Origin of the sequence: Ligilactobacillus sp. LYQ139 (assembly GCF_045033025.1) — a bacterium.
Taxonomy (GTDB): domain Bacteria; phylum Bacillota; class Bacilli; order Lactobacillales; family Lactobacillaceae; genus Ligilactobacillus.
Window position 1 is genome coordinate 84,837 of the sequence record NZ_JBJFZW010000001.1, and the last position, 19,134, is coordinate 103,970.

A 19,134-nucleotide genomic window follows, 5' to 3' on the forward strand; every position below is an offset into this window, starting at 1 on the left:
ATCCCATCTTTTTTATTTCCTACTTCGCAGCAGGTGTTTCCGTGTGCCAAAGCGGCCGCGTACTCCGCCGCACCCATCCCAGGTTAACCAGGATTAACAACGCCGTGGAAACGAAGACACCCGCATAACCAAAGGTCCCCGAAATCGTTGCTCCAATCATTGGTCCGAAGATGTTTCCCATAAACTGGGCGGCCTGGTTGAAACTAAAAATTCGGCCGGAGAAATGCGCCGGCGAGTACTTTGTGAGCAGGGTTTGGACCTGCGGAAGGAGCGCTGCGTCGGAAATCCCAACGAGAAACCGTAAAATTCCAAATTCCCACACGTTATGCACAAAAGCCTGGGGCAAGAAGACGCAAAAAGCAAAGATTAATCCCCCGAAGAGAACCTTATGCGTTCCAATTCGATCCCCTACCTCACCCAATATAGGAGCCGTAAAAATCGTAGCGATTCCCGGGAGTGCCGCCACAATACCACTTGCCAAGTTAACGCTTCCATGCCCGTGAAGAAGTTGCTGCACGTACAGGCTAATAACCGGTGAAATGGAGTTATTTCCCGCCTGAATGATTAACGTGGTAACAAACATTCCAATGACCAGGTGCGGGTACTTTAACTGGCCGAAAAGTTGACGGGTGTTCACCATTTTTTCGCGGGAAACCGGCTGAAAGTTGCTTTCATGAACACTGAAAATCGTTCGGATAAAGACGAGGGCGTATGCCATCCCCGTAATAAAGAACGTGGCCCGGTACCCAAACAAATCTGCCAGAGCCCCACCAAAGAGGGGCCCCACTAGCATTCCGGCAGTCGTCCCCGTCGCAAGGGTACTCATCGTTTTCCCACTTTGTTCTCGCGGAACCATCGAAGCAAGAAGCGCAGAGGTATTTGCCACGTAACCAGCAAAAAAACCCTGAAGTAACCGGAGCAACACTAATTCCTCAACGTTGCCCACAGTTCCCATTAACGTCATCGTCGTGCCCATACCCGCAGCGGAAATCAGCATAACCGCCTTCCGGCCCCGCTGATCAGCAATTTTTCCCCAGATTGGCGCCATCCATGACGATACAAGAAACGTGGCCGCAAAGACTAAGCCGCTCCACATGTTTAGTTGGAAACGGGTGAAATTTCCTAACTGACGAATGTAAAGGGCCATAAAGGGCATAATTAACTGGAAACCCATACCGATTATAAAATTATTCAACCACAAAACGTGGAGATTATGTTGCCATTCTGGCAACTGATGGTGTTTCATTGAATTACTCACTCCTTACTTACAATTAATTAGTATAACCCCAATATAGTAGTGATTTTACCGGCGACTGTCAAGCAGCTCAGTCTTAATTAGTACTTTAATGGTTTCTTTTCCGAAAATACTTGTGATCATTAACATCTTGTTACATAATGATACAGATGTATCAAAATATCCCATTCAATACACTAAAAAGAAAGCTGGAGATTTATTATGGCAAGCCGGATTACCCGAACCACCCGTCAGTGGCTCATTGACGCCCTGTTTCAGTTAATGAAGCACCAGGATTACGCAACAATTACCGTCGAGCAAATTTATACGACCGCAGAGCTTTCCCGCAAGACGTTTTACCGGAAGTTTAAGTCAAAGGATGACGTTCTCAACCAAGCGATTGCTGACTGGCAGAAGGACTTTGAAGCAGCCATGCAAGCGTCAGCGCCCACGGATTGGGCAGCATTTAGCAGCGCCTTTTTCCTTTACTGGAACGATTACCGGGACCAGTTAACGGTGTTAGTCCAACACCACTTACAAGGAATGTTTCTGGCAAACATGCCGGCATGCGCACCCACCCTTCCTTGGCTGTGTTCCCAATCCGCTTCTCGGCAAGCCTTTCTTCTTACGGGATTAGCGGGCATGCTGGTTGCATGGTGTACGTCAGAAAACCCAACGAAGGGTTTAAATATTGCCGCCCTTCAAGCAGAAGTTACCGTTTTGATGGCGTAAAAAAAGAGATTGAGACGACGGTTTCAACCTCTTTTCTTAGTTATTCAGCTACATCGTTGGGGGCGTTTATTTGTGCCTGCACCCGCTTTACGGCCGCTTGGAGGGCCTTATAGTCCCGAGGTCGCAGATAATATAAACCGTACTGGTTATCCTTCCGCGGAGCCGTGTTTAAAATCAACTCTTTGGGTTGCTTAGTTTCCACGGACAGAAAGGAAATTCCCATCATGTTAGTGAGCGATAACCGGTTTAATTCATCAAAACGGAGCCGAATCTGGCCGTTTTTGCGGAACGGAATAAAGGTGTTGATAACGATTTCACAGGCTGTCTCGTCAATCATCACGAGGGGGCGCTTTAGGCACAGGATAATTCCCATAAACGGGAAAAATACCACCGCTAGTCCAAAGAAAACAACCCCGATGATGGCGATCAGGGAAGATACATCCATGACAACCGCCGAAACAGCCGTCATCCCAATTGCCAAAATTTCCATTACAACCCATAAAAGCCACGAATCGTTAGCCGTAGTGCGTTGTTGCATCAAATCATCCTCTCTATCTAATTAACTATTTTATTCTATCATCAATTAGAATGGTTATCACTATCGGCATTAAGGACGTACTTAGTTGCGCGAGCCCGCCATTCGGCTCCCGTATATCCTAATAACCGTTTATGAAGCGTTAAAATATTAGCTGGATTAATTTCAATGAATTCAGCATTCTCGTAAATTAACGAAAGAACATCCCGGTACCTGGCAATTTCCGCCTCGCTTTGGTTAGCAGGTTGGATTTTATCCGCCATAATTGCTCGCAACCGATTAAACGTCGCCTTCATGTGGGGATGGTAATTCGCTACATATCCCCGCAACTCGCAAAGGTGATTTAGTTAGGCGTTCATTTCTGGGGTAATTACCAAATTGTTCAATTTGAGATAGTCAAATTCTCTCATCAGGTGCTTCTTTCAGTATCATTTCTTCTTAAATGATACAGAATACAAAAATGGATTACTCCTCACCAAAGTAACCCATTAATTTTATTGTCACTAATAGTGTTATTACCGCCGCTCCTGCAATTTCTTGTTTACCAAAGCAACAACGTGGTGGTTAACCAGCAACGCAATGCTCCACGCAATAACATACATCGCCACAAAGCTGACCGTGTACCCAGCGCAGGCCACTAACGTTCCCGGAAAGGCGTGCAACCAAGCCAAGTTGATTAATAAAATTCCGCCCCAAAATACCACGAAATGCAAAAAAACGGCTAAGACTTGCGGGAGGTATTCCTGCACAACAACAAAGTATGAAAGTAACCCGCCAAGGGCCCCAAAAACAAAAAGACTTCCGAGTTCTGCCCGGCTAATCACAACCGTTGTTTGAAAAACAAGCGCTCCTAAAACCTGACAACATACCGCAATCATGGCTCCCAGAACCATAATCCGGAAAAACATTAATCCCTTCCGTTTCATTTTCCTAACACCCTTTCCTTAACCTGCTGCCAATAGCGCCGTGATACGGGAACCCAATCTCCTTGTTTCAAGATAGCCACGTAGTTCCCCGTCAAAACGTTTTTAAAGTGATCCACCGCATCAAGGTTCACGATGGCACTCCGTGAAACCCGAATAAATTGCGGCTGGACTAGTTGTGCAGCGAGCACCTTTAATCGCTGCCGGACCGTATACGTTTTGGTAGTTGTATGAACGGTTACGTAGTCACCCGCAACGTCTACAAAGGTAATGTCCGCTAGCTGAATCGTGATGGGAACAGCGTCAACCGTTAGCGTCAGTGGTGTGGCGGCCACAACCCGAGAAACGGCCCGCATTGTTTGGGCAACTTGTTCATCCAAAGTTGCGGCCTGCACCGCTACCCGAGGCTCCCGCAGTGCTGGTACTTGTTGAAAAACAACCTTCATTTTCCTAATTCCTTTCTGTAATGGTTTACTTAATAGTACCCTACTTCACCTCCCTGTCACCGGTAGTATCGCATGGTTTCCAAAGTTTGGTGGATATTAAGCGATAAACGGCACCGCTTTCCCGGTAGCTGGTTGCTATTAAAAAAACGCCTTCCCCTTAGAAGACGTCATTCCATTGTTCTATTTTTAAAACTAATCACTTATTTTCTACACCAATGCGCTATCTTGGTATAGTACTGGGCAAAAATCTCCGCAATCATAAAGCCCACCGCAATGGCCCCCGCAATCATTAGCATGTGCACGAATAATACTTGTGCTTGTAACACGCGCCCTGCGATGAGCGCTCGCAATGCTTCTAAGGCAACCTCCCCCGGCACTAGGGGCATCAGCGCCGGAATGGTAAAGATGGTAACGGGCATCTGAAGCCGGTGGGCGAAAATCAACGCAACGATTCCGATAATGACGGTTGCAACAAGACTCGCCCCCACCGCACTGTGATTAGCATGACAATAATATACCAGGTACCCTAACCAGCCGGCCATTCCAGTAAAGCCCGTTGCAATAAACGCGTTTTTAGGAACGTTTAAACACACCCCAAACCCCCAGCAACTAAGAAAACTGGCAACTAACTGAAGCCAAAAACTACTATTCATCGCAACCACCCCTTAGAAAAACCGGAAAGCCAAGGCAATTCCGGTTCCCAATGCCGCCGCACAAAATAAGGCTTCAAGTCCATGGGCAACGCTTGTCAGCAGGTGTCCTGCCAATAGGTCCCGGAACGCGTTAGTAATCGCAACCCCCGGAACTAGGGCCATTACCGCCCCAATCACAACGTTACCGGCACTTGGAACCAGATGTAAGGCAAGTGCTTCTTGGGCAATTAACCCAATCACGAACGTTGCCAAAAGTTGGCTAAAAAAACTAATCCGTAATAACCGTTCAACCGTTGAATTAACAACGTAACCGGTACACCCCGCAACTGCCGCACACAGCATCGTATTTGCATGGTATCCCGGAATACAGATGGGAATCATCATGGCGCTAATTACCGCCACTGCAAGGAGTTGAAAAAACAGCGAATACCGGCGAATGTCATGATCAACTTCTTCTAGGCGCGAATGGAGCTCTTCAAGGGTAAGCTGGTGGGCGGCAAACTGGCGGGATAGCCGGTTTACCTCGTGCACTTTTCGGAGATTAGTCACCCGGTTAAAAATTGCCCGTTGCTGCATGGCCCGGTTATGCTGGTTGCTCACAAAAATCCCGGTCGGCAGGGTAAAAACAATCTCATCATCCACCCCAGCACTCCGCGCGATATGCTGCACGGTATCCTCAACGCGATACGTTTCCGAGCCACTAGAAATCATAATTTTCCCGGCAAGCAGACACGTATCCTGTAAGAGTTTTGCGGTTGTTGTCATTATTTTCCATCCTTTACATTTGAACTTTCTTCGATAATCATCCGCCACCTTCTGCCAAATGAAGGCAATTATTTCCTGTAAAAAACAACTAAGAACCGGTTGACGAGTATCTGGTCAGTGCAAAATGCCAAAAAAGAAGAACCCCTCCCAAACAGCCAAGCCCAACTAATGGACTGAGTCCCACCAGCCAGTTAGTCGTAAAACCAAACAGATAGCGAAATGGTTGGTAATTAATACACCCAAACGGCAGGATAAATGTTAGCAGAAACCGCACCCCACCTGGCAATGAATTTGTGGGGTAGTGTAAGACATCAGACCCGCTCCCCATCAAGAGGGCCGCAATGCTAATGGGATTAGTTGTAAAAATTGTTAGCGTTCCAAAAAACAGGTAAATTGATAAAAAAAGCGCAATTCCCCCAACGATGATCCCCACTAAAATAAAAGGCGTAAGCCCGTTCCACCGGGGATGTGCGGCTCCCAGCGCAATCCCAAAAATTAAAACAGCTTGTACTAAACGCCCAACCCGCGAAAACTCAAAGGCGTTCCCCATTACCTGCAACAAAATTGGCATTGGCCGTAAAAAGTAAACGTCGAGTTTCCCGGAACGTACGATTTTACCCAGGTCGTTAATCCCCTTTCCCCCCATCTCAGCAATGGTGTAACAAATATTAACCGTGGCGTAAATGAGAACCGCTTGCCAAACACGGTATCCCCGGACGTTTCCTAACGAATGAAATAGGATTAAAAAACTCAGGATAAACGTAAACTGGGCGATGAATTCACCAATCAGCAGTAGAATAACGGACCGGTTATACTCCATTTGTGCACGAATTGTCCGTCCAAGTAAACAAAGGTATTTTTGCATTCCTATCCCCCCTGAATAACAATGCGGTGAAGGCGGTGATCCAACCACCACCGCCCACCGGCAATTAGAACGACCAACCACACAAGCTGGGCGCCAACGCCCCCGTAAAGTTGGTGCCAGCTAAGCCCACCGGTAAGGTACTGAAACGGAAACGCCGCTCCGTACCAGAATGGAAACAGCCGAAACACTGCCTGCATCCCGGTGGGGAAAAAGCTAAACGGAATCACCGTTCCCCCCATAAATTCCATGATGGATCCAAATACTAGCAACGAGCCGGTAATCGAATATGTATAAAAAACAGAAATATACACTAGAAGTGAAAGGACCACATTTAAGCATAAGGCTAGGACGATGAGAAACAGAAAAACAACCCACTGAATCAACGTAGCGTGCACGTGAAATCCCCAGTGCCCTGGGAGCAAAACGGCAATCATGATAACAGGAAAACTCGCCAGGTATAGTTGGCTAACCCGACGACTAAGTAACCGGGTAAACCAAGAAAAGTAGATATCAAGGGGTTTAATATATTCATACGCCACGTTTCCACTCTTGATCATCGTATTCAGGTCGTAATCCACCACCCACGCCGAAACAACCGGGTAAAAAAGATTAATAAGCCATAAGTAATTGCTAGTAGCCGTTAAATTAGAATGCTGCGCTGCACTAAACGCACAGATAATCGCAATTGACAAAAGACCGCGCAAAAAATACAATGGCATACTCATTGTTGCCGAATGGCGGTACTGCCATCCCCGCTTAAATTCAGCGACGGCAACGCTAAGATAGCGGCGCATGAGCAACTCCTCCTTTCACCATGGCTTGCTGATAAAAACGGGCAATTACTTCTTCGGTTGAAAGTGCAGCAACTTGGTAAGCGGTAACGTCAGGATGACTGGCAACTACGGGAATAAGGGTTTCAAGGGTTTGTTGATCCGCCACTTCAAGGGTTACCAGTCCGGGAAACTCTTGAATTACCTTACATTGCTGCCATTCCTGATGAATGGTGGCTAAAATAGAAGCATTTTTTTTCGTTTTTAGGGTAACCTTATGAACGTCTGCAAACCGGCGAATAATCGTTTCAGGTTGGCCATCGTACAGTTTGATTCCCTTCCCCACAACGATAATTCGGTCAGCCAACTCACGAATGTCGCCCATATCATGCGTTGTTAACACCACCGTCAGTCCCGTTTCCACGTTCAACCGGCGGATAAATTGATGCATGGCAATCTTTGAAACCGCATCAAGGCCGAGGGTGGGTTCGTCTAAAAAGAGAATTTGCGGGTTATGGAGTAAGGCAACCACCAGCTCACAGCGCATCCGCTGCCCCAGGCTCATTTGGCGAACCGGAATAGATAACAAATCACTAATTCCGATTGTCTTGGTGAGACGGGTTAACCGCCGCTGAAACTGGGCGGCAGGAATTTCGTAGATGGTTTTCATCATGGTAAAGGAATCGATTACAGGTAAATCCCACAGAAGGTTAGAGCGATTCCCAAAGACAACCCCAATTTGGCGAACAAATTGTTCCCGGTTAATCAGGGGATTAACCCCCAGCACACGACAACTACCCTTATCAGGTTGTAAAATCCCCGTCATTAGTTTAATTGTGGTTGATTTTCCCGCCCCATTTGGCCCAATATAACCCATAATTTGACCAGTTGGCACCGTAAAACTCATGTCGTGAAGTGCTTCATGGTGCTCATATTGAGGGCGGATAAGGTTTTGCCAAAGACGACGGGAACGGCGTTTGCGCCGATACGTCTTAGTAACATGGGAAAGTTCAATCGCAGTTGTCATCGGTGCCTCCAGATTGCTAATACCGTAATAGTATGATTGCTTTCATGATACTTAATAATAGCATCGTATTCAACAAAATAGTTGGTATTAATACGAACAAATCATTATAAATTCTCGTCATAGTTTATAACTTACGAATTTTAACACTAAAAAAACCCTTGGCCACCGCTAGCCAAGAGCCTCTCTTTAATTTGATCGCTATTCTTACTTCCGGCGCCGTTCTGGAATCCGGGCAGCCTTTCCGTGAAGTTCACGCAGGTAGTACAGCTTAGCCCGCCGAACACGACCACGCCGAACAACCTCAATCTTGTCAACCCGGGGTGAGTGAACCGGGAACGTCCGTTCAACACCGACCCCGCTACTCATCTTCCGGACGGTGTACGTTTCACTGATACCTTCACCGTGCCGCTTGATAACAACCCCTTCAAAGACCTGGATCCGTTCACGCGAACCTTCAACGATCCGGGCGTAAACCCGCACCGTGTCTCCTGCACAAAAATCCGGGATGTCATCACGTAATTGTGATTCCGTAATCTTCTTGATTAATGGATTCATAATAAAATCTTCCTTTCACCGTCATTCTTGTCCCATTCACTGACAGCGGAATGCCGTTAATGTGTGGCCATAGCCGCCAACTAGTATACCACGTCTTATTTGTCCTGACAATTCGTTTCTTCCTTGATTTCCCGTAAAAGATGCCGTTCCTCCCGGGAAAGTGCATAATTTTCCAGTAAATCAGGCCGCCGTTCAAGGGTACGCCGTAGTGCTTCTTTTGTTCGCCACCGGGCAATTCGTTGATGGTCGCCACTAAGCAAAACGTCCGGGACCTTTAACCCGCGAAAATTGGCTGGCCGGGTGTATTGAGGATATTCCAGCAACCCCGTCGAAAAGGAATCGTCCATGGCGGATGAATCATTTCCCAAGACATCGGGAAGGAGGCGAACCGTGGCGTCAATTATTACCATCGCCCCCAGTTCTCCCCCGGTTAAAACGTAATCTCCCAGTGAAATTTCGTCCGTCACGCGAGTCCGAATCCGTTCGTCATATCCTTCATAGTGTCCGCAAATAAAGGTTAAATGTTGTTCATGAGCCAGTTCTTCGGCCACGTGTTGGTCAAAGCGCCGTCCTGCCGGATCTAATAGAATTACTTTCCCGGGAGTTGGCGCTTTTTGCTGGACCGCATCAAGTGCATCAAAAATTGGTTGGGCTTGTAATAGCATACCCGCGCCGCCACCATAGGAATAATCGTCAACGTGGTTTTGCCGGTCAGTCGTGTAATCCCGAAAATTAGTGACTTCAATATCAAGAATTCCCTTCTCAACCGCTTTACCGACAATTGATTCTGTTAAGGGGCCGGTAAACATTTCTGGAAACAAACTTAAAATATCGATCCGCATTATTCAAGCCCCTCCAGTAAATCAATAATTACCCGGTGATGCTCAAGGTCGACTTGTTTAATAACGTCCTTAATAGCGGGTAAAAGAAGATCGTTTTGTCCTTCCCGAGCAACAACCCACACATCGTTCGCACCGGGAGTCATAATTTCAGTAATCTTTCCCAAGATACGGCCATCCTGCGTTTCAACCTGAAGTCCCACGATATCGCGGTAATAATAGTTACCCTCTGCAAGGTCATCCTGTTGTTCAGCGGTTACCTTAAGGTTCCCCCCCTTCAGCTGTTCCGCGAGGTTCATATCAGTAATTTCCGCAAACGTCAGTAAGTCGAACTGTTTGTGTTTGCGGTGGCCCGTAACCGTTAATTTGCGGGGTACCTGTCCCGGAACAAAAACGGTGAGGGTTGCTCCCGGGACAAACCGTTCTTCTGGAAAATCAGTCGTTGCTAATACCCGGACCTCTCCCCCGGTTCCGTGAGTATTTACAATTTGTCCAACCTGGTAATAAGCTTCCATTTATGGTTTCCTCCGTACGATAAAAGGTTCCCACCAGATGGTCAGGAACCTTTTATTAATCATCAACAATATTCAACCGGATCCGCTTTGAACCGGATAAGCGAATACTATAAATAATCGTTCGAATTGCCTGTGCAACCCGCCCGTGTTTTCCAATCACCCGCCCAATGTCAGCGGGTGCAACCGCTAAGTTCAGGTTAAGAAAATCGGGTTGATCATCAAGGGTAACACTTACATCATCCGGTTGGGTAACCAGTGACTTAACAAGCGTTACCACCAACGTCTTCACGTCTTCGACCGTCATTGCTCTACCTTACTTCTTTGAAAACTTAGCTTCATGGAACTTCTTCATGATCCCCTGCCGGGAAAGGATGTTCTTAACCGTTGCAGACGGCTGAGCACCGTTATTTAACCAGCTCATAATCTGGTCTTCCTTCAGGGTAACCGTTTCTGGGTCGGTTAACGGGTTGTATGTCCCGACTGATTCAATGAACCGCCCATCACGTGGTGACCGGGAATCAGCAACGACAATCCGGTAGAACGGCCGCTTCTTGGACCCCATCCGCTTTAAACGAATCTTAACTGACATTCTGTCCACCTCCTACCTAATTACTCAACGGGTAATAATATACCAAGAATTTGGATGCCTGTAAAGGATAAATTCTTGACAGCTCTTATTTATTTCCGTTTTTTCTTTTTTTTCTTGTTTTTCCGGTTCGTCTTTCGGTTTGCCTTCTTAATTTTCTTAAGTTTATTCTTCTTCGTTTTACGGACCATTCGGTTCATTGACATCTTGGCTAATTTTCCAGTCATACCGCTACCGAAGAGGTTTTCCATTCCCGCAAAATTTCCGTTTGAGACCTTGTTCATCATCTCGCGCATCTGCTTGAACTGTTTAATCATCCGGTTGACTTCCTGAATTGGCCGGCCTGCTCCCCGGGCTAGCCGCCGGCGCCGACTTGGATTTAACAGATCTGGATTCTGCCGCTCAGCCGGGGTCATTGAATAAACAATCGCCTTTTCATGCTCAATATCCTTCGGGTTAAACTGCATGTTCTTAAGAGCTGGATTATTCGCCATACCCGGAATCATCTTAATGAGATCATCCATCGACCCCATTTTTTGTACCTGTCCAACCTGATCAAGAAAATCATTAAAGTCAAAAGTGTTAGCCCGCATTTTTTCTTCGAGCTGTGCTGCCTGGTTCTCATCATACTCCCGCTGAGCTTTTTCGATTAATGTCAGCATGTCACCCATGCCAAGAATTCGGGAAGCCATCCGGTCCGGGTAGAAGACGTCCAGGTCAGTCATCTTTTCTCCCTGCCCAACAAACTTAATTGGTTTGCCGGTTACCGCCCGGATTGATAGGGCCGCACCGCCCCGAGTATCACCATCAAGTTTGGTAAGGACGACCCCGGTAAGATCAAGCTGGTCGTTAAAGCCCTGGGCAACCTCCACCGCATTTTGCCCGGTCATCGCATCGACCGTCAGTAATACTTCATTCGGATGCACTAACCCAGCAATCTGCTGAAGTTCGTGCATCAGTTTTTCATCAATTTGCAACCGACCAGCCGTATCGATAAAGACGTAATCGTTTTTATTTTCCCTAGCAACAGCCATCCCTTGCCGAACGATCTCAACCGGATCAACGTTAGTCCCTAGTGAAAAGACCGGCACGTCAATTTGTTTACCAATGACCTGCAACTGGTCAATGGCCGCTGGTCGGTAAACATCAGCCGCAATCATCAACGGCCGCGCATGCTGTTCGTTTTTTAACTTCAGGGCTAATTTCCCGGCCGTGGTTGTTTTTCCGGCCCCCTGAAGCCCGACCATCATGATAACTGTTGGGATCTTTGGGGCTTTGTTCAGCGGAACGGCCTCTTGACCCATCACCTTCACCAGTTCCTCATTTACAATCTTGATGATTTGTTGGTCAGGACGCAAACTATCGAGGACTTCAGTGCCAACCGCGCGCTCCCGCACGCTCTTAATAAAGTCCTTGACAACCTTAAAGTTGACGTCGGCTTCTAATAAGGCCATCCGGACTTCTCGCATAACTTCCTTGACGTCGTTTTCGGTAATCTTCCCCTTCCGGAGTTTTTTAAATGCGTTTTGAATTCGTTCCGTTAATCCTTCAAATGCCATGTGGTTCACCTACGCTTCTTCTATTCGTTCTAATTGGGCAATCAACTGGTTAAGCTGGTTATCATCCGGATAATGCGCCGTAACGTACTGCCGGAGCCGATCAGTTTGGCTACTTTGATTAGTAAAATGCTGGTACAGATGCAACCGTTCCTCGTAGTTTTCAAGAAGTTGCTCTGTGCGCCGAATGTTATCATACACCGCCTGGCGCGAAACGGAATAATTTGCGGCAATTTCTCCTAATGAGTAATCGTCACGGTAGTATAGATCGATGTATTCCGCCTGCTTGGCAGTTAATAACGGTTCGTAAAAATCAAGCAGGGCATTAATCCGGTTTGTTTTCTCGATTGCCATCTAATCATCCTCAACAATTTTGGCGGTAACAAGTCCCTTAAACAACCCGTAAACAAATTCCTCAGGGGTAAAGTCCCGCAGATCATCCATTTGCTCACCCAAGCCCACTAACTTAACGGGCAGATGTAGTTCATTCCGGATTGCCAACACAATCCCTCCGCGGGCTGTCCCATCCAGTTTCGTAAGGATAATTCCCGTTAAAGGCGTAACCTCCCGGAACTGTTTAGCCTGAGCAAGGGCGTTTTGTCCGGTCGTTGCATCTAAGGCCAGCAAAGTTTCGTGGGGCGCATCCGGCACCTCACGTTTGATAATGCGCCCAATCTTTTCTAGTTCCTTCATCAGGTTAACCTTATTTTGCAGACGGCCAGCCGTATCAATTAGCAAAATATCGTAGTTCTCTTCTTTAGCCCTTTTTACGGCGTCAAACACCACTGCCGCCGGGTCGCTACCCGCAGGCTTTTGCACAACGGGCACCCCTACCCGGTCACCCCACGCAACCAACTGCTCAATGGCCCCGGCCCGGAAAGTATCCCCAGCCGCAAGTAATACCTTTTTCCCCTGCTTCTTAAAGCGATGGGCTAATTTTCCGATGGTCGTCGTCTTACCAACACCGTTTACCCCCACAAAAAGGTAGATTGTCGGCCCTACTGCCGCAAAGTGAAGGGTGTTGTCCTCATCCTTTCCCTCTGCGTCGTAGATCTCGACCATGCGTTCAATAACGGCGTTAGAAACATCTTCCTTACTTTTTGCGTTCCGAAACTTTACTTCATCCCGCAGAGCATCACTGATTTTCAGGGCCATTTCATAACCCACGTCGGCCTCGATTAAGGTTTCTTCAAGGTCATCAAAGAAATCTTCGTCCACCCGGTGAAAATTAGCAAGGAGTTGTTTTAACTTCGCTCCGAACCCGTGCCGGGTCTTGGCTAATCCCCGGTCATAGTGTCCTTCTTCAACGGTTTCCGTTGCGGGCGTAGATGAAGAACCTTGTTCGGTTACCGTCGGCTTTCCGGGCAACTCTTCCACGTTATCCGCAACTTCCTTTTTTTCTGACGTAGGTGATTCGTCCGAAGACCGCTGACAGGACTTCTTGGAAACCAGCCCAGCAGCAGAAAAGGATTGGTCTTCTTCTCCCTGTCCCTGGTTTTGGGAAGCAGTAGTGGTTTTCTCATTTTTACCTGGTTCTAAAAGAGGCGCGGCCTGCTTTTGGGATACCCGTGCCACTTTTTCTGGTGTTTCATTCGCCGCTGGCCCTTCCGGTGAAGACTGGGTTTCTACGGGCGTTCCCTGATCCGTTTCCGTGAAGGAAACACGTTGCTTTTCGCGCTCCTGTTCTTGATTGCTAGTTTCCTTCGACGTTCCCCGAAATGCCCGTTTCAGGCGGTCAAATAATCCCATGAAAATCCTCTCCGTTCGTGCGTTTTTCTGAGTAACATTCTACCAAACTTTACTCCCGATTTAAATTCACTGCGTCATCAACAGCAATGGAAACCATCTTTGAAACACCGGCCTCCTGCATCGTTACCCCGTACAGGACGCTCGCATTCATCATGGTTCCTTTTCGGTGAGTAATCACGATAAATTGTGTGTCAGTATCAAACCGCCGTAAAAACTGCGCGTACCGGGCAACATTAGCGTCATCCAGGGCAGCCTCCGCTTCGTCCAAAATAACAAACGGAACCGGCCGCACCCGTAACGTTGCAAATAGTAAAGCAATGGCCGTTAGGGCTCGCTCTCCCCCCGAAAGAAGGCGCATGTTTTGCTGCTTCTTTCCTGGTGGCTGAGCGGTAATCTCAATTCCCGTTTCTAACAAATTATCCGGCGCCGTTAATTCTAGGTCGGCTTGTCCCCCACCAAAAACCTGAGGAAAAATCTGTTGGAACGCTGTCCGGAGTTGTTCAAACGCCCCTTTAAACTTAGTAACCACTTCGCCATCCATTTCATTAATGGTAGCTGTCAATTGATCACAGGCTGCCTGTAAGTCAGCCTGCTGGTGGGCAAGGAACTGATACCGTTGATCAACCCGGTCGAACTCTTCAATAGCGCCCAGGTTTACCGTTCCCAATTCATCAATTCCTCGTTTAAGGAGTGGCAATTGCCGGTTAATGACCGCTAAATCGGTCTCGTGTTTTGCTGCTGCAGCCGCCTCATACGTCACCCCATACTTAGTACGTAAGGTCTCGAGGTGGTGGTCCATGAGCTCCTCACACGCTGCAAGGGCTGTTTGACGCCGCTGAAACTCATCGCGTGCATCCGCGGCCAATTCCTGAGCCCGGGTGAGCTGGCGTTCAATCGCAGTTACCTGAACGTGGAGCTGTTGGCGCGCTTCCTTAGCGGCGGTCATCTGAGCAGTAGCGGCCACTAGCCGCTCATGCATGGCGGTCACCTTTTGCTCAAGGGATGCCGCAGTATCAGGTGAAATAGGTTGTTTAACCCCAGCAAGTTCCTTTTGCTGTTCACGAATCCGTGTGGTTACCGCCATTAGCCGTTGCTTTGCGTCCGCGAGCCGGTCTTGCTGGGCGGTTAACGCCGCCTGCTTTGCCGTTACCGTGGTCGTTGCGGCCGTGTACTCAGCGGCTTGTTTTTGCCGGGCAACCGCCTTAGCCCGTTGCTTGGCGGTCAGTTCATCAACCTGCTGTTCTGCCTGGTGTAAAGCCGTCGTGGTGGTCGCTAATTCTTTTTCTAATTCCTTAATCCGGCGGGCAGTGGCCGCTGCCGTCTGCTGGGACTTAGTTTCAGCGGCAACGGTTTGCTGCCACCGGGCTACCGTCCCTTCAGCGGTGGTCATAGCCTGGTTTTTAGACGCTAAGGTTGCCCGCAGGTGTTCAATATCCTGGGTTAACCGGGCACCCTGTTGCCGTTGTTTTTCCACTTGGATATGCGTTTCTTCAATTGTTTGATTGAGTGCTTGAAGGCGCGTTTGCATCATTTTTACCTGGACGGCTAACTCGTCTTGGCGCTGCTTTTGCGCCAGAATTCCCCGGCGCTTGTGCTGCATCGCTCCCCCGGTCATCGCCCCGCCCGCACTAATCAAATCACCGGCGAGCGTCACGACCCGGACCCGGCGGTTTAAGGTGTTACTAATTCGGGTAGCCGCCGCTAAATCAGAAGCTACCACCGTTGCTCCTAAAAGGTGAGAAACTACCCGAACATTCTCCTGCGCACTGGTAACCAAATCGGCAGCCACTCCCTGAAACCCATCAATTTGAGCAGCCCGCGCCTGCTGCTCAGGAGTTAGTTGCCGGGACGTAACCGATTGGCGGGGTAAAAACGTTGCCCGGCCAGACCGGTGCAGCCGAAGATACTTAATGGCCTGTTGGGCCACAGTCTGATTGGTAACAACGATGTTTTGTAACTGACCACCAAGCACCGTTTCGATGGCCATGGCATATTGAGCTGGGACGGTTAACACATCAGCAACAGTGCCAATTACCCCGTCAAGGTGGGCCTTCATCACTACTTGTACTCCCTGGTAGTAGCCGTTATAATTTGCGGCCATTCCCCTTAACGTTTCCATCCGAGTGGTCGCCTGCTGGTAAATTCGATCAGCTTGTTGGCCCTGCCGCCGAAGCTGCCGTTCCTTATCCGCAGCCGCCTGAAGCCTGGTGGTGAGTTCCTGCTGGCGGGTTGTCATTTCCTTAAGCCGCTGCGTTGTTTGCTGAACATCCTGCTGCATTACTGCCAATCGTTTTTGAGCCTCTTCGAGGTGGTGGGTGGCAGTAACTTCTTGGGCGTTGGGCTCGTTTTCCTGGCTTTGACGGGTTTGTAAATCCGTAATACGGGCATTGGCAACGGACCTTGCCGTTGTTAACTTAGCTACTTGGGCCTGAGCTCTTTTAAGAGCAGCGGCTAATTGGTCATCGGCACATTCTGCTGGCGCAAGCGTCGCCACTCGTTTAGTGGCCGTTTCATATTCCTGGCGAAGTTGCGTAACAACCCGTTGTAGTTGCTTAACTTGAATGGTTTGCTGCGCTTGTTCCGCCTCCAGCCGGACTAATTCCTTCTTTCCAGCTGCAACCCGTTCCTGCTGGAAAGTCGCATCCTGTTGCTGAACCCGCTGTTCACTTATAAGATGCTCGTGCTGCTGGGTTAGGTGCACAACATTCTCTTGAAGCTGATCAAGCACCCGTTCCTTTTCCTGTAATGTTGCCCGTACTTCCGCGACAGCCCGTTGCCGTTCACGCCGGTCATTTCCGGTTTTAGCTGCTAATTCACTGGCCTGTTCAACGTCCGCTGCTAATTGAACCCGCCGACGTTTATTTTCCTCAAGTTCAACAACCAGCTTACTTTGATATAAGTAATCGTACTGCTCCTTCTGGTGTTGGTAGTCACGGGCAATACTAGCCTGCTCCTTAAGGGGCTCCCGTTGCGCTTTTAGTTCGGTAATAATGTCAACTACCCGATCCAGGTGTTCTTGGGTGCCCACCAACTCCTGCTGCGCCCGCTTCTTTTCTTGCTTATACTTCAAAACACCGGCTAATTCTTCGACGATTACCCGGCGTTCTTCTGGCTTACTATTAAAAATTTTTTCAACACGTCCCTGTGAAATAATCGAAAATGATTCCTTTCCCAGGCCTGTATCCAAAAAAAGGTCCACGATATCCCGTAACCGCACCTGACGGCCGTTTAACCAGAACTCACTGGTGCCGTCCCGGTATAGCCGCCGGATAACCTCAACGGTTTCGGGTTGGTGCGGTAACAGGTGGTCGCTATTATCAAAGGTTAAAACGACTTCAGCCCTATTTAATGGCGAACGGGTACTCGTTCCGGCAAAAATGACGTCGGCCATTTTCCCGCCCCGTAAACTCTTAGCAGACTGTTCACCTAGCCCCCACCGAATTGCTTCGGTGATATTACTCTTCCCGCTCCCGTTGGGGCCCACAATTCCGGTTACTCCGGGTTGAAAATCAATTACTGTTTTATCCGCAAACGACTTAAAGCCGGTTAGCGTCAGTGATTTCAATTTCATTAACGTTCTTCACTCCGTCCGTTGACCATTTCGCGCAACGCTTGCGCCGCTGCTGCTTGCTCGGCGGCTTTCTTTGAATGGCCCGTTCCTTCCCCAATTTGGCGGCCATCCGCCCATACGGTCATCGTGTACTGCCGGTCATTATCCGGTCCACTAGCTGCTTTTAGGCGATATTCAATGCAACAATCCCCGTTCTCTTGCAACCGTTCTTGCAATTCGGTCTTATGATCAAGTAAGTGATCAAACCACCCCATATCAAGCTTGGGAAAAACTACCCGACTAATAAACCGTACAACGGCATCCTTCCCCTGGTCGAGGTAGAGCGCTCCAATAAACGATTCGAAAATATCACAGAGAAGGGACGGCCGTTGCCGGGCATTCGCCTTCTCTTCCCCCTTCCCGAGCCGAATATATTCATCAAAGTGACACTCCTTAGCAAACTTGCTAAAACTATCCTCACACACCATGGCAGCCCGCAACCGGGATAACTTCCCCTCCGGCATTGTCGGATACCGTTTAAACAGGTATTCCGAGACACACAATTGCATAACGGCATCCCCCAAGAACTCAATCCGTTCGTAGTATTTGAGGTGCTCTTTGGGATGCTCATTCACGTACGATGCCTGGGTAAAGGCTTCATCCAATAAAGCAGGATTATGAAAATGGATGCCAAAAGTGGTGGCCAAGTGATGTTCGAGTCCAATAATCACGGTCGCATTCCCCCTATTCGGCGTGGCTAGCCGTTTCTTCCTTCTGGGCAGCCCGTTGAGCGGCAAAGAACTGGTTAAACCGCGGTAACATTTCACCGTTAATCATGTCCCGAATCTGCTTGATTGTCGCGTAAACCGCCCGGGCATCACTTGAACCGTGAGCCTTAACAACCGGTGCCTTAACTCCGAGGAGAACGGCGCCACCATACTGGGACTGGTCCATCATGACCTTTACCTTATTTAAACTCTTTCCCATCAGCATAGCTCCTAACTTTCCGGCAATTCCCCCGTCAAGAACTGCGTCCTTTAAGAGGTGCATGCAAGCCGAGGCGGTGCCTTCCATTGATTTAAGTACGGCGTTACCGGTAAACCCATCCGCAACAACGACGTCACACACTCCACTTACAATTGCCCGGGACTCAACGTTTCCGACAAAGTTAATGCTTGCATCAGCAGCAATTAACTGGTGGGCCGCAACCGTTAACTTACTTCCCTTATGTGGTTCTTCTCCATTATTCAACAGACCGATTCGCGGATTCTTAATTCCCCGAACAGTTTCGGCGTAATACTTCCCGAGAAGGGCATACTGGTACAGCTGTTCTGGCTTACTGTCAGCATTAGCCCCGCTGTCCAGTAAGTTAAAGGATCCCCCCTTCAACGAAATTACCGGCAATGTCGACAGCAATCCCGGTCGTACAATCCCCCGAATTCGCCCAACAATCAGGAGACCAGATGCTAAGAGCGCCCCCGTATTTCCACACGAGAACAGGGCATCCGCTTCCCCCTCCTTCACGGCATTGGCGGCCATCACCATTGAAGACGTCTTCTTTTTCCGGACCGCCTTAACCGGCTCATCGTTCATGGTAATGACTTCATCCGCCTGCTTTAGCGTAATTCGTTCGTCGTTCTTTAAAACAGCGCGCACCTTAGCTTCATCACCAAACAAAATAAACTCAACGTCGTTAAATTCATTCCGGGCCCGTTCAACCCCCGCAACAACACTTGCTGGTGCGTTGTCACCGCCCATCGCATCAACTGCTAATTTAATCATACTTTCTCTTCCCTTCACGATACTTAATTTACTTCTTTTCTATTTTACCCTA

Annotated in this window: 22 protein-coding genes; 1 reads left to right on the forward strand and 21 read right to left on the reverse strand. The window is 48.5% G+C overall.

From position 1 onward, the window contains the following. Window positions 1–19: 19 nt before the first annotated feature. Window positions 20–1,246: an MFS transporter gene (locus ACI3E1_RS00395; RefSeq protein ID WP_405023704.1), complete on the reverse strand. Its 1,227-nt coding sequence runs from the start codon at window positions 1,244–1,246 to the stop codon at window positions 20–22. Window positions 1,247–1,456: 210 nt separating this feature from the next. Between ACI3E1_RS00395 and ACI3E1_RS00400 the strand changes: the two genes are divergently transcribed. Further along, the gene (locus tag ACI3E1_RS00400; RefSeq protein WP_405023705.1) at window positions 1,457–1,966 is read left to right on the forward strand and encodes a TetR/AcrR family transcriptional regulator; all 510 of its coding nucleotides are present in this window, start codon (window positions 1,457–1,459) and stop codon (window positions 1,964–1,966) included. A gap of 40 nt (window positions 1,967–2,006) precedes the next feature. Here the strand turns inward: ACI3E1_RS00400 and ACI3E1_RS00405 are convergent, their stop codons facing one another. The 20 genes from ACI3E1_RS00405 to plsX all read right to left on the reverse strand — a co-directional run bounded on the left by ACI3E1_RS00405 (window position 2,007) and on the right by plsX (window position 19,082). Then, window positions 2,007–2,504 (reverse strand): hypothetical protein, encoded by a 498-nt coding sequence (locus ACI3E1_RS00405; RefSeq protein WP_405023706.1) that lies wholly within the window; start codon window positions 2,502–2,504, stop codon window positions 2,007–2,009. Between the two features lie 41 nt (window positions 2,505–2,545). Then, window positions 2,546–2,797 (reverse strand): hypothetical protein, encoded by a 252-nt coding sequence (locus tag ACI3E1_RS00410; protein ID WP_405023707.1) that lies wholly within the window; start codon window positions 2,795–2,797, stop codon window positions 2,546–2,548. Between the two features lie 219 nt (window positions 2,798–3,016). Next, entirely contained in the window at window positions 3,017–3,427 is a 411-nt protein-coding gene (locus tag ACI3E1_RS00415) for a DUF3021 family protein (RefSeq protein ID WP_405023708.1), read from the reverse strand. Continuing rightward, entirely contained in the window at window positions 3,424–3,870 is a 447-nt protein-coding gene (locus tag ACI3E1_RS00420) for a LytTR family DNA-binding domain-containing protein (RefSeq protein WP_405023709.1), read from the reverse strand. Before ACI3E1_RS00420 ends, ACI3E1_RS00415 begins: the two co-directional genes overlap by 4 nt. Window positions 3,871–4,070: 200 nt before the next feature. Further along, window positions 4,071–4,523, reverse strand: a complete 453-nt coding sequence (locus ACI3E1_RS00425; RefSeq protein WP_405023710.1) for a threonine/serine exporter family protein — start codon at window positions 4,521–4,523, stop codon at window positions 4,071–4,073. A 12-nt stretch (window positions 4,524–4,535) separates the two neighbouring features. Then, window positions 4,536–5,288 (reverse strand): threonine/serine exporter family protein, encoded by a 753-nt coding sequence (locus ACI3E1_RS00430; RefSeq protein ID WP_405023711.1) that lies wholly within the window; start codon window positions 5,286–5,288, stop codon window positions 4,536–4,538. An 88-nt stretch (window positions 5,289–5,376) separates the two neighbouring features. Then, window positions 5,377–6,153 carry an ABC transporter permease gene (locus ACI3E1_RS00435; RefSeq protein WP_405023712.1) on the reverse strand — a complete coding sequence of 259 codons (777 nt, stop codon included), beginning with the start codon at window positions 6,151–6,153 and terminating at the stop codon, window positions 5,377–5,379. A gap of 2 nt (window positions 6,154–6,155) precedes the next feature. Further along, window positions 6,156–6,947, reverse strand: coding sequence for an ABC transporter permease (locus ACI3E1_RS00440; RefSeq protein WP_405023713.1), 792 nt, complete (start codon window positions 6,945–6,947; stop codon window positions 6,156–6,158). Then, on the reverse strand, window positions 6,931–7,950 hold the full coding sequence (locus ACI3E1_RS00445; protein WP_405023714.1) for an ATP-binding cassette domain-containing protein: 1,020 nt from the start codon (window positions 7,948–7,950) through the stop codon (window positions 6,931–6,933). The genes ACI3E1_RS00440 and ACI3E1_RS00445 overlap by 17 nt, the downstream gene beginning before the upstream one ends. A gap of 204 nt (window positions 7,951–8,154) precedes the next feature. After that, on the reverse strand, window positions 8,155–8,505 hold the full coding sequence (gene rplS / locus ACI3E1_RS00450; RefSeq protein ID WP_405023715.1) for a 50S ribosomal protein L19: 351 nt from the start codon (window positions 8,503–8,505) through the stop codon (window positions 8,155–8,157). A 95-nt stretch (window positions 8,506–8,600) separates the two neighbouring features. Next, window positions 8,601–9,347: a tRNA (guanosine(37)-N1)-methyltransferase TrmD gene (gene trmD / locus ACI3E1_RS00455; protein WP_405023716.1), complete on the reverse strand. Its 747-nt coding sequence runs from the start codon at window positions 9,345–9,347 to the stop codon at window positions 8,601–8,603. Further along, window positions 9,347–9,859, reverse strand: a complete 513-nt coding sequence (rimM, locus tag ACI3E1_RS00460) for a ribosome maturation factor RimM (RefSeq protein WP_405023717.1) — start codon at window positions 9,857–9,859, stop codon at window positions 9,347–9,349. The genes trmD and rimM overlap by 1 nt, the downstream gene beginning before the upstream one ends. Before the next feature lie 55 nt (window positions 9,860–9,914). Further along, a complete protein-coding gene (locus ACI3E1_RS00465; protein WP_405023718.1) occupies window positions 9,915–10,163 on the reverse strand; it encodes a KH domain-containing protein in 249 nt (82 codons plus the stop codon). Window positions 10,164–10,172: 9 nt separating this feature from the next. Continuing rightward, window positions 10,173–10,448: a 30S ribosomal protein S16 gene (rpsP, locus tag ACI3E1_RS00470; protein ID WP_405023719.1), complete on the reverse strand. Its 276-nt coding sequence runs from the start codon at window positions 10,446–10,448 to the stop codon at window positions 10,173–10,175. A gap of 89 nt (window positions 10,449–10,537) precedes the next feature. Beyond that, on the reverse strand, window positions 10,538–12,004 hold the full coding sequence (ffh, locus tag ACI3E1_RS00475; RefSeq protein WP_405024042.1) for a signal recognition particle protein: 1,467 nt from the start codon (window positions 12,002–12,004) through the stop codon (window positions 10,538–10,540). A 9-nt stretch (window positions 12,005–12,013) separates the two neighbouring features. Further along, the gene (locus tag ACI3E1_RS00480; RefSeq protein ID WP_405023720.1) at window positions 12,014–12,355 is read right to left on the reverse strand and encodes a putative DNA-binding protein; all 342 of its coding nucleotides are present in this window, start codon (window positions 12,353–12,355) and stop codon (window positions 12,014–12,016) included. Beyond that, window positions 12,356–13,750 (reverse strand): signal recognition particle-docking protein FtsY, encoded by a 1,395-nt coding sequence (gene ftsY, locus ACI3E1_RS00485; protein ID WP_405023721.1) that lies wholly within the window; start codon window positions 13,748–13,750, stop codon window positions 12,356–12,358. It abuts the gene before it with no gap. A 49-nt stretch (window positions 13,751–13,799) separates the two neighbouring features. Beyond that, the gene (gene smc, locus ACI3E1_RS00490) at window positions 13,800–17,321 is read right to left on the reverse strand and encodes a chromosome segregation protein SMC (protein ID WP_405023722.1); all 3,522 of its coding nucleotides are present in this window, start codon (window positions 17,319–17,321) and stop codon (window positions 13,800–13,802) included. Further along, entirely contained in the window at window positions 17,321–18,031 is a 711-nt protein-coding gene (gene rnc, locus ACI3E1_RS00495; RefSeq protein WP_405023723.1) for a ribonuclease III, read from the reverse strand. Before rnc ends, smc begins: the two co-directional genes overlap by 1 nt. 13 nt (window positions 18,032–18,044) lie before the next feature. Then, a complete protein-coding gene (gene plsX, locus ACI3E1_RS00500) occupies window positions 18,045–19,082 on the reverse strand; it encodes a phosphate acyltransferase PlsX (protein WP_405023724.1) in 1,038 nt (345 codons plus the stop codon). Between the last annotated feature and the right edge of the window lie 52 nt (window positions 19,083–19,134).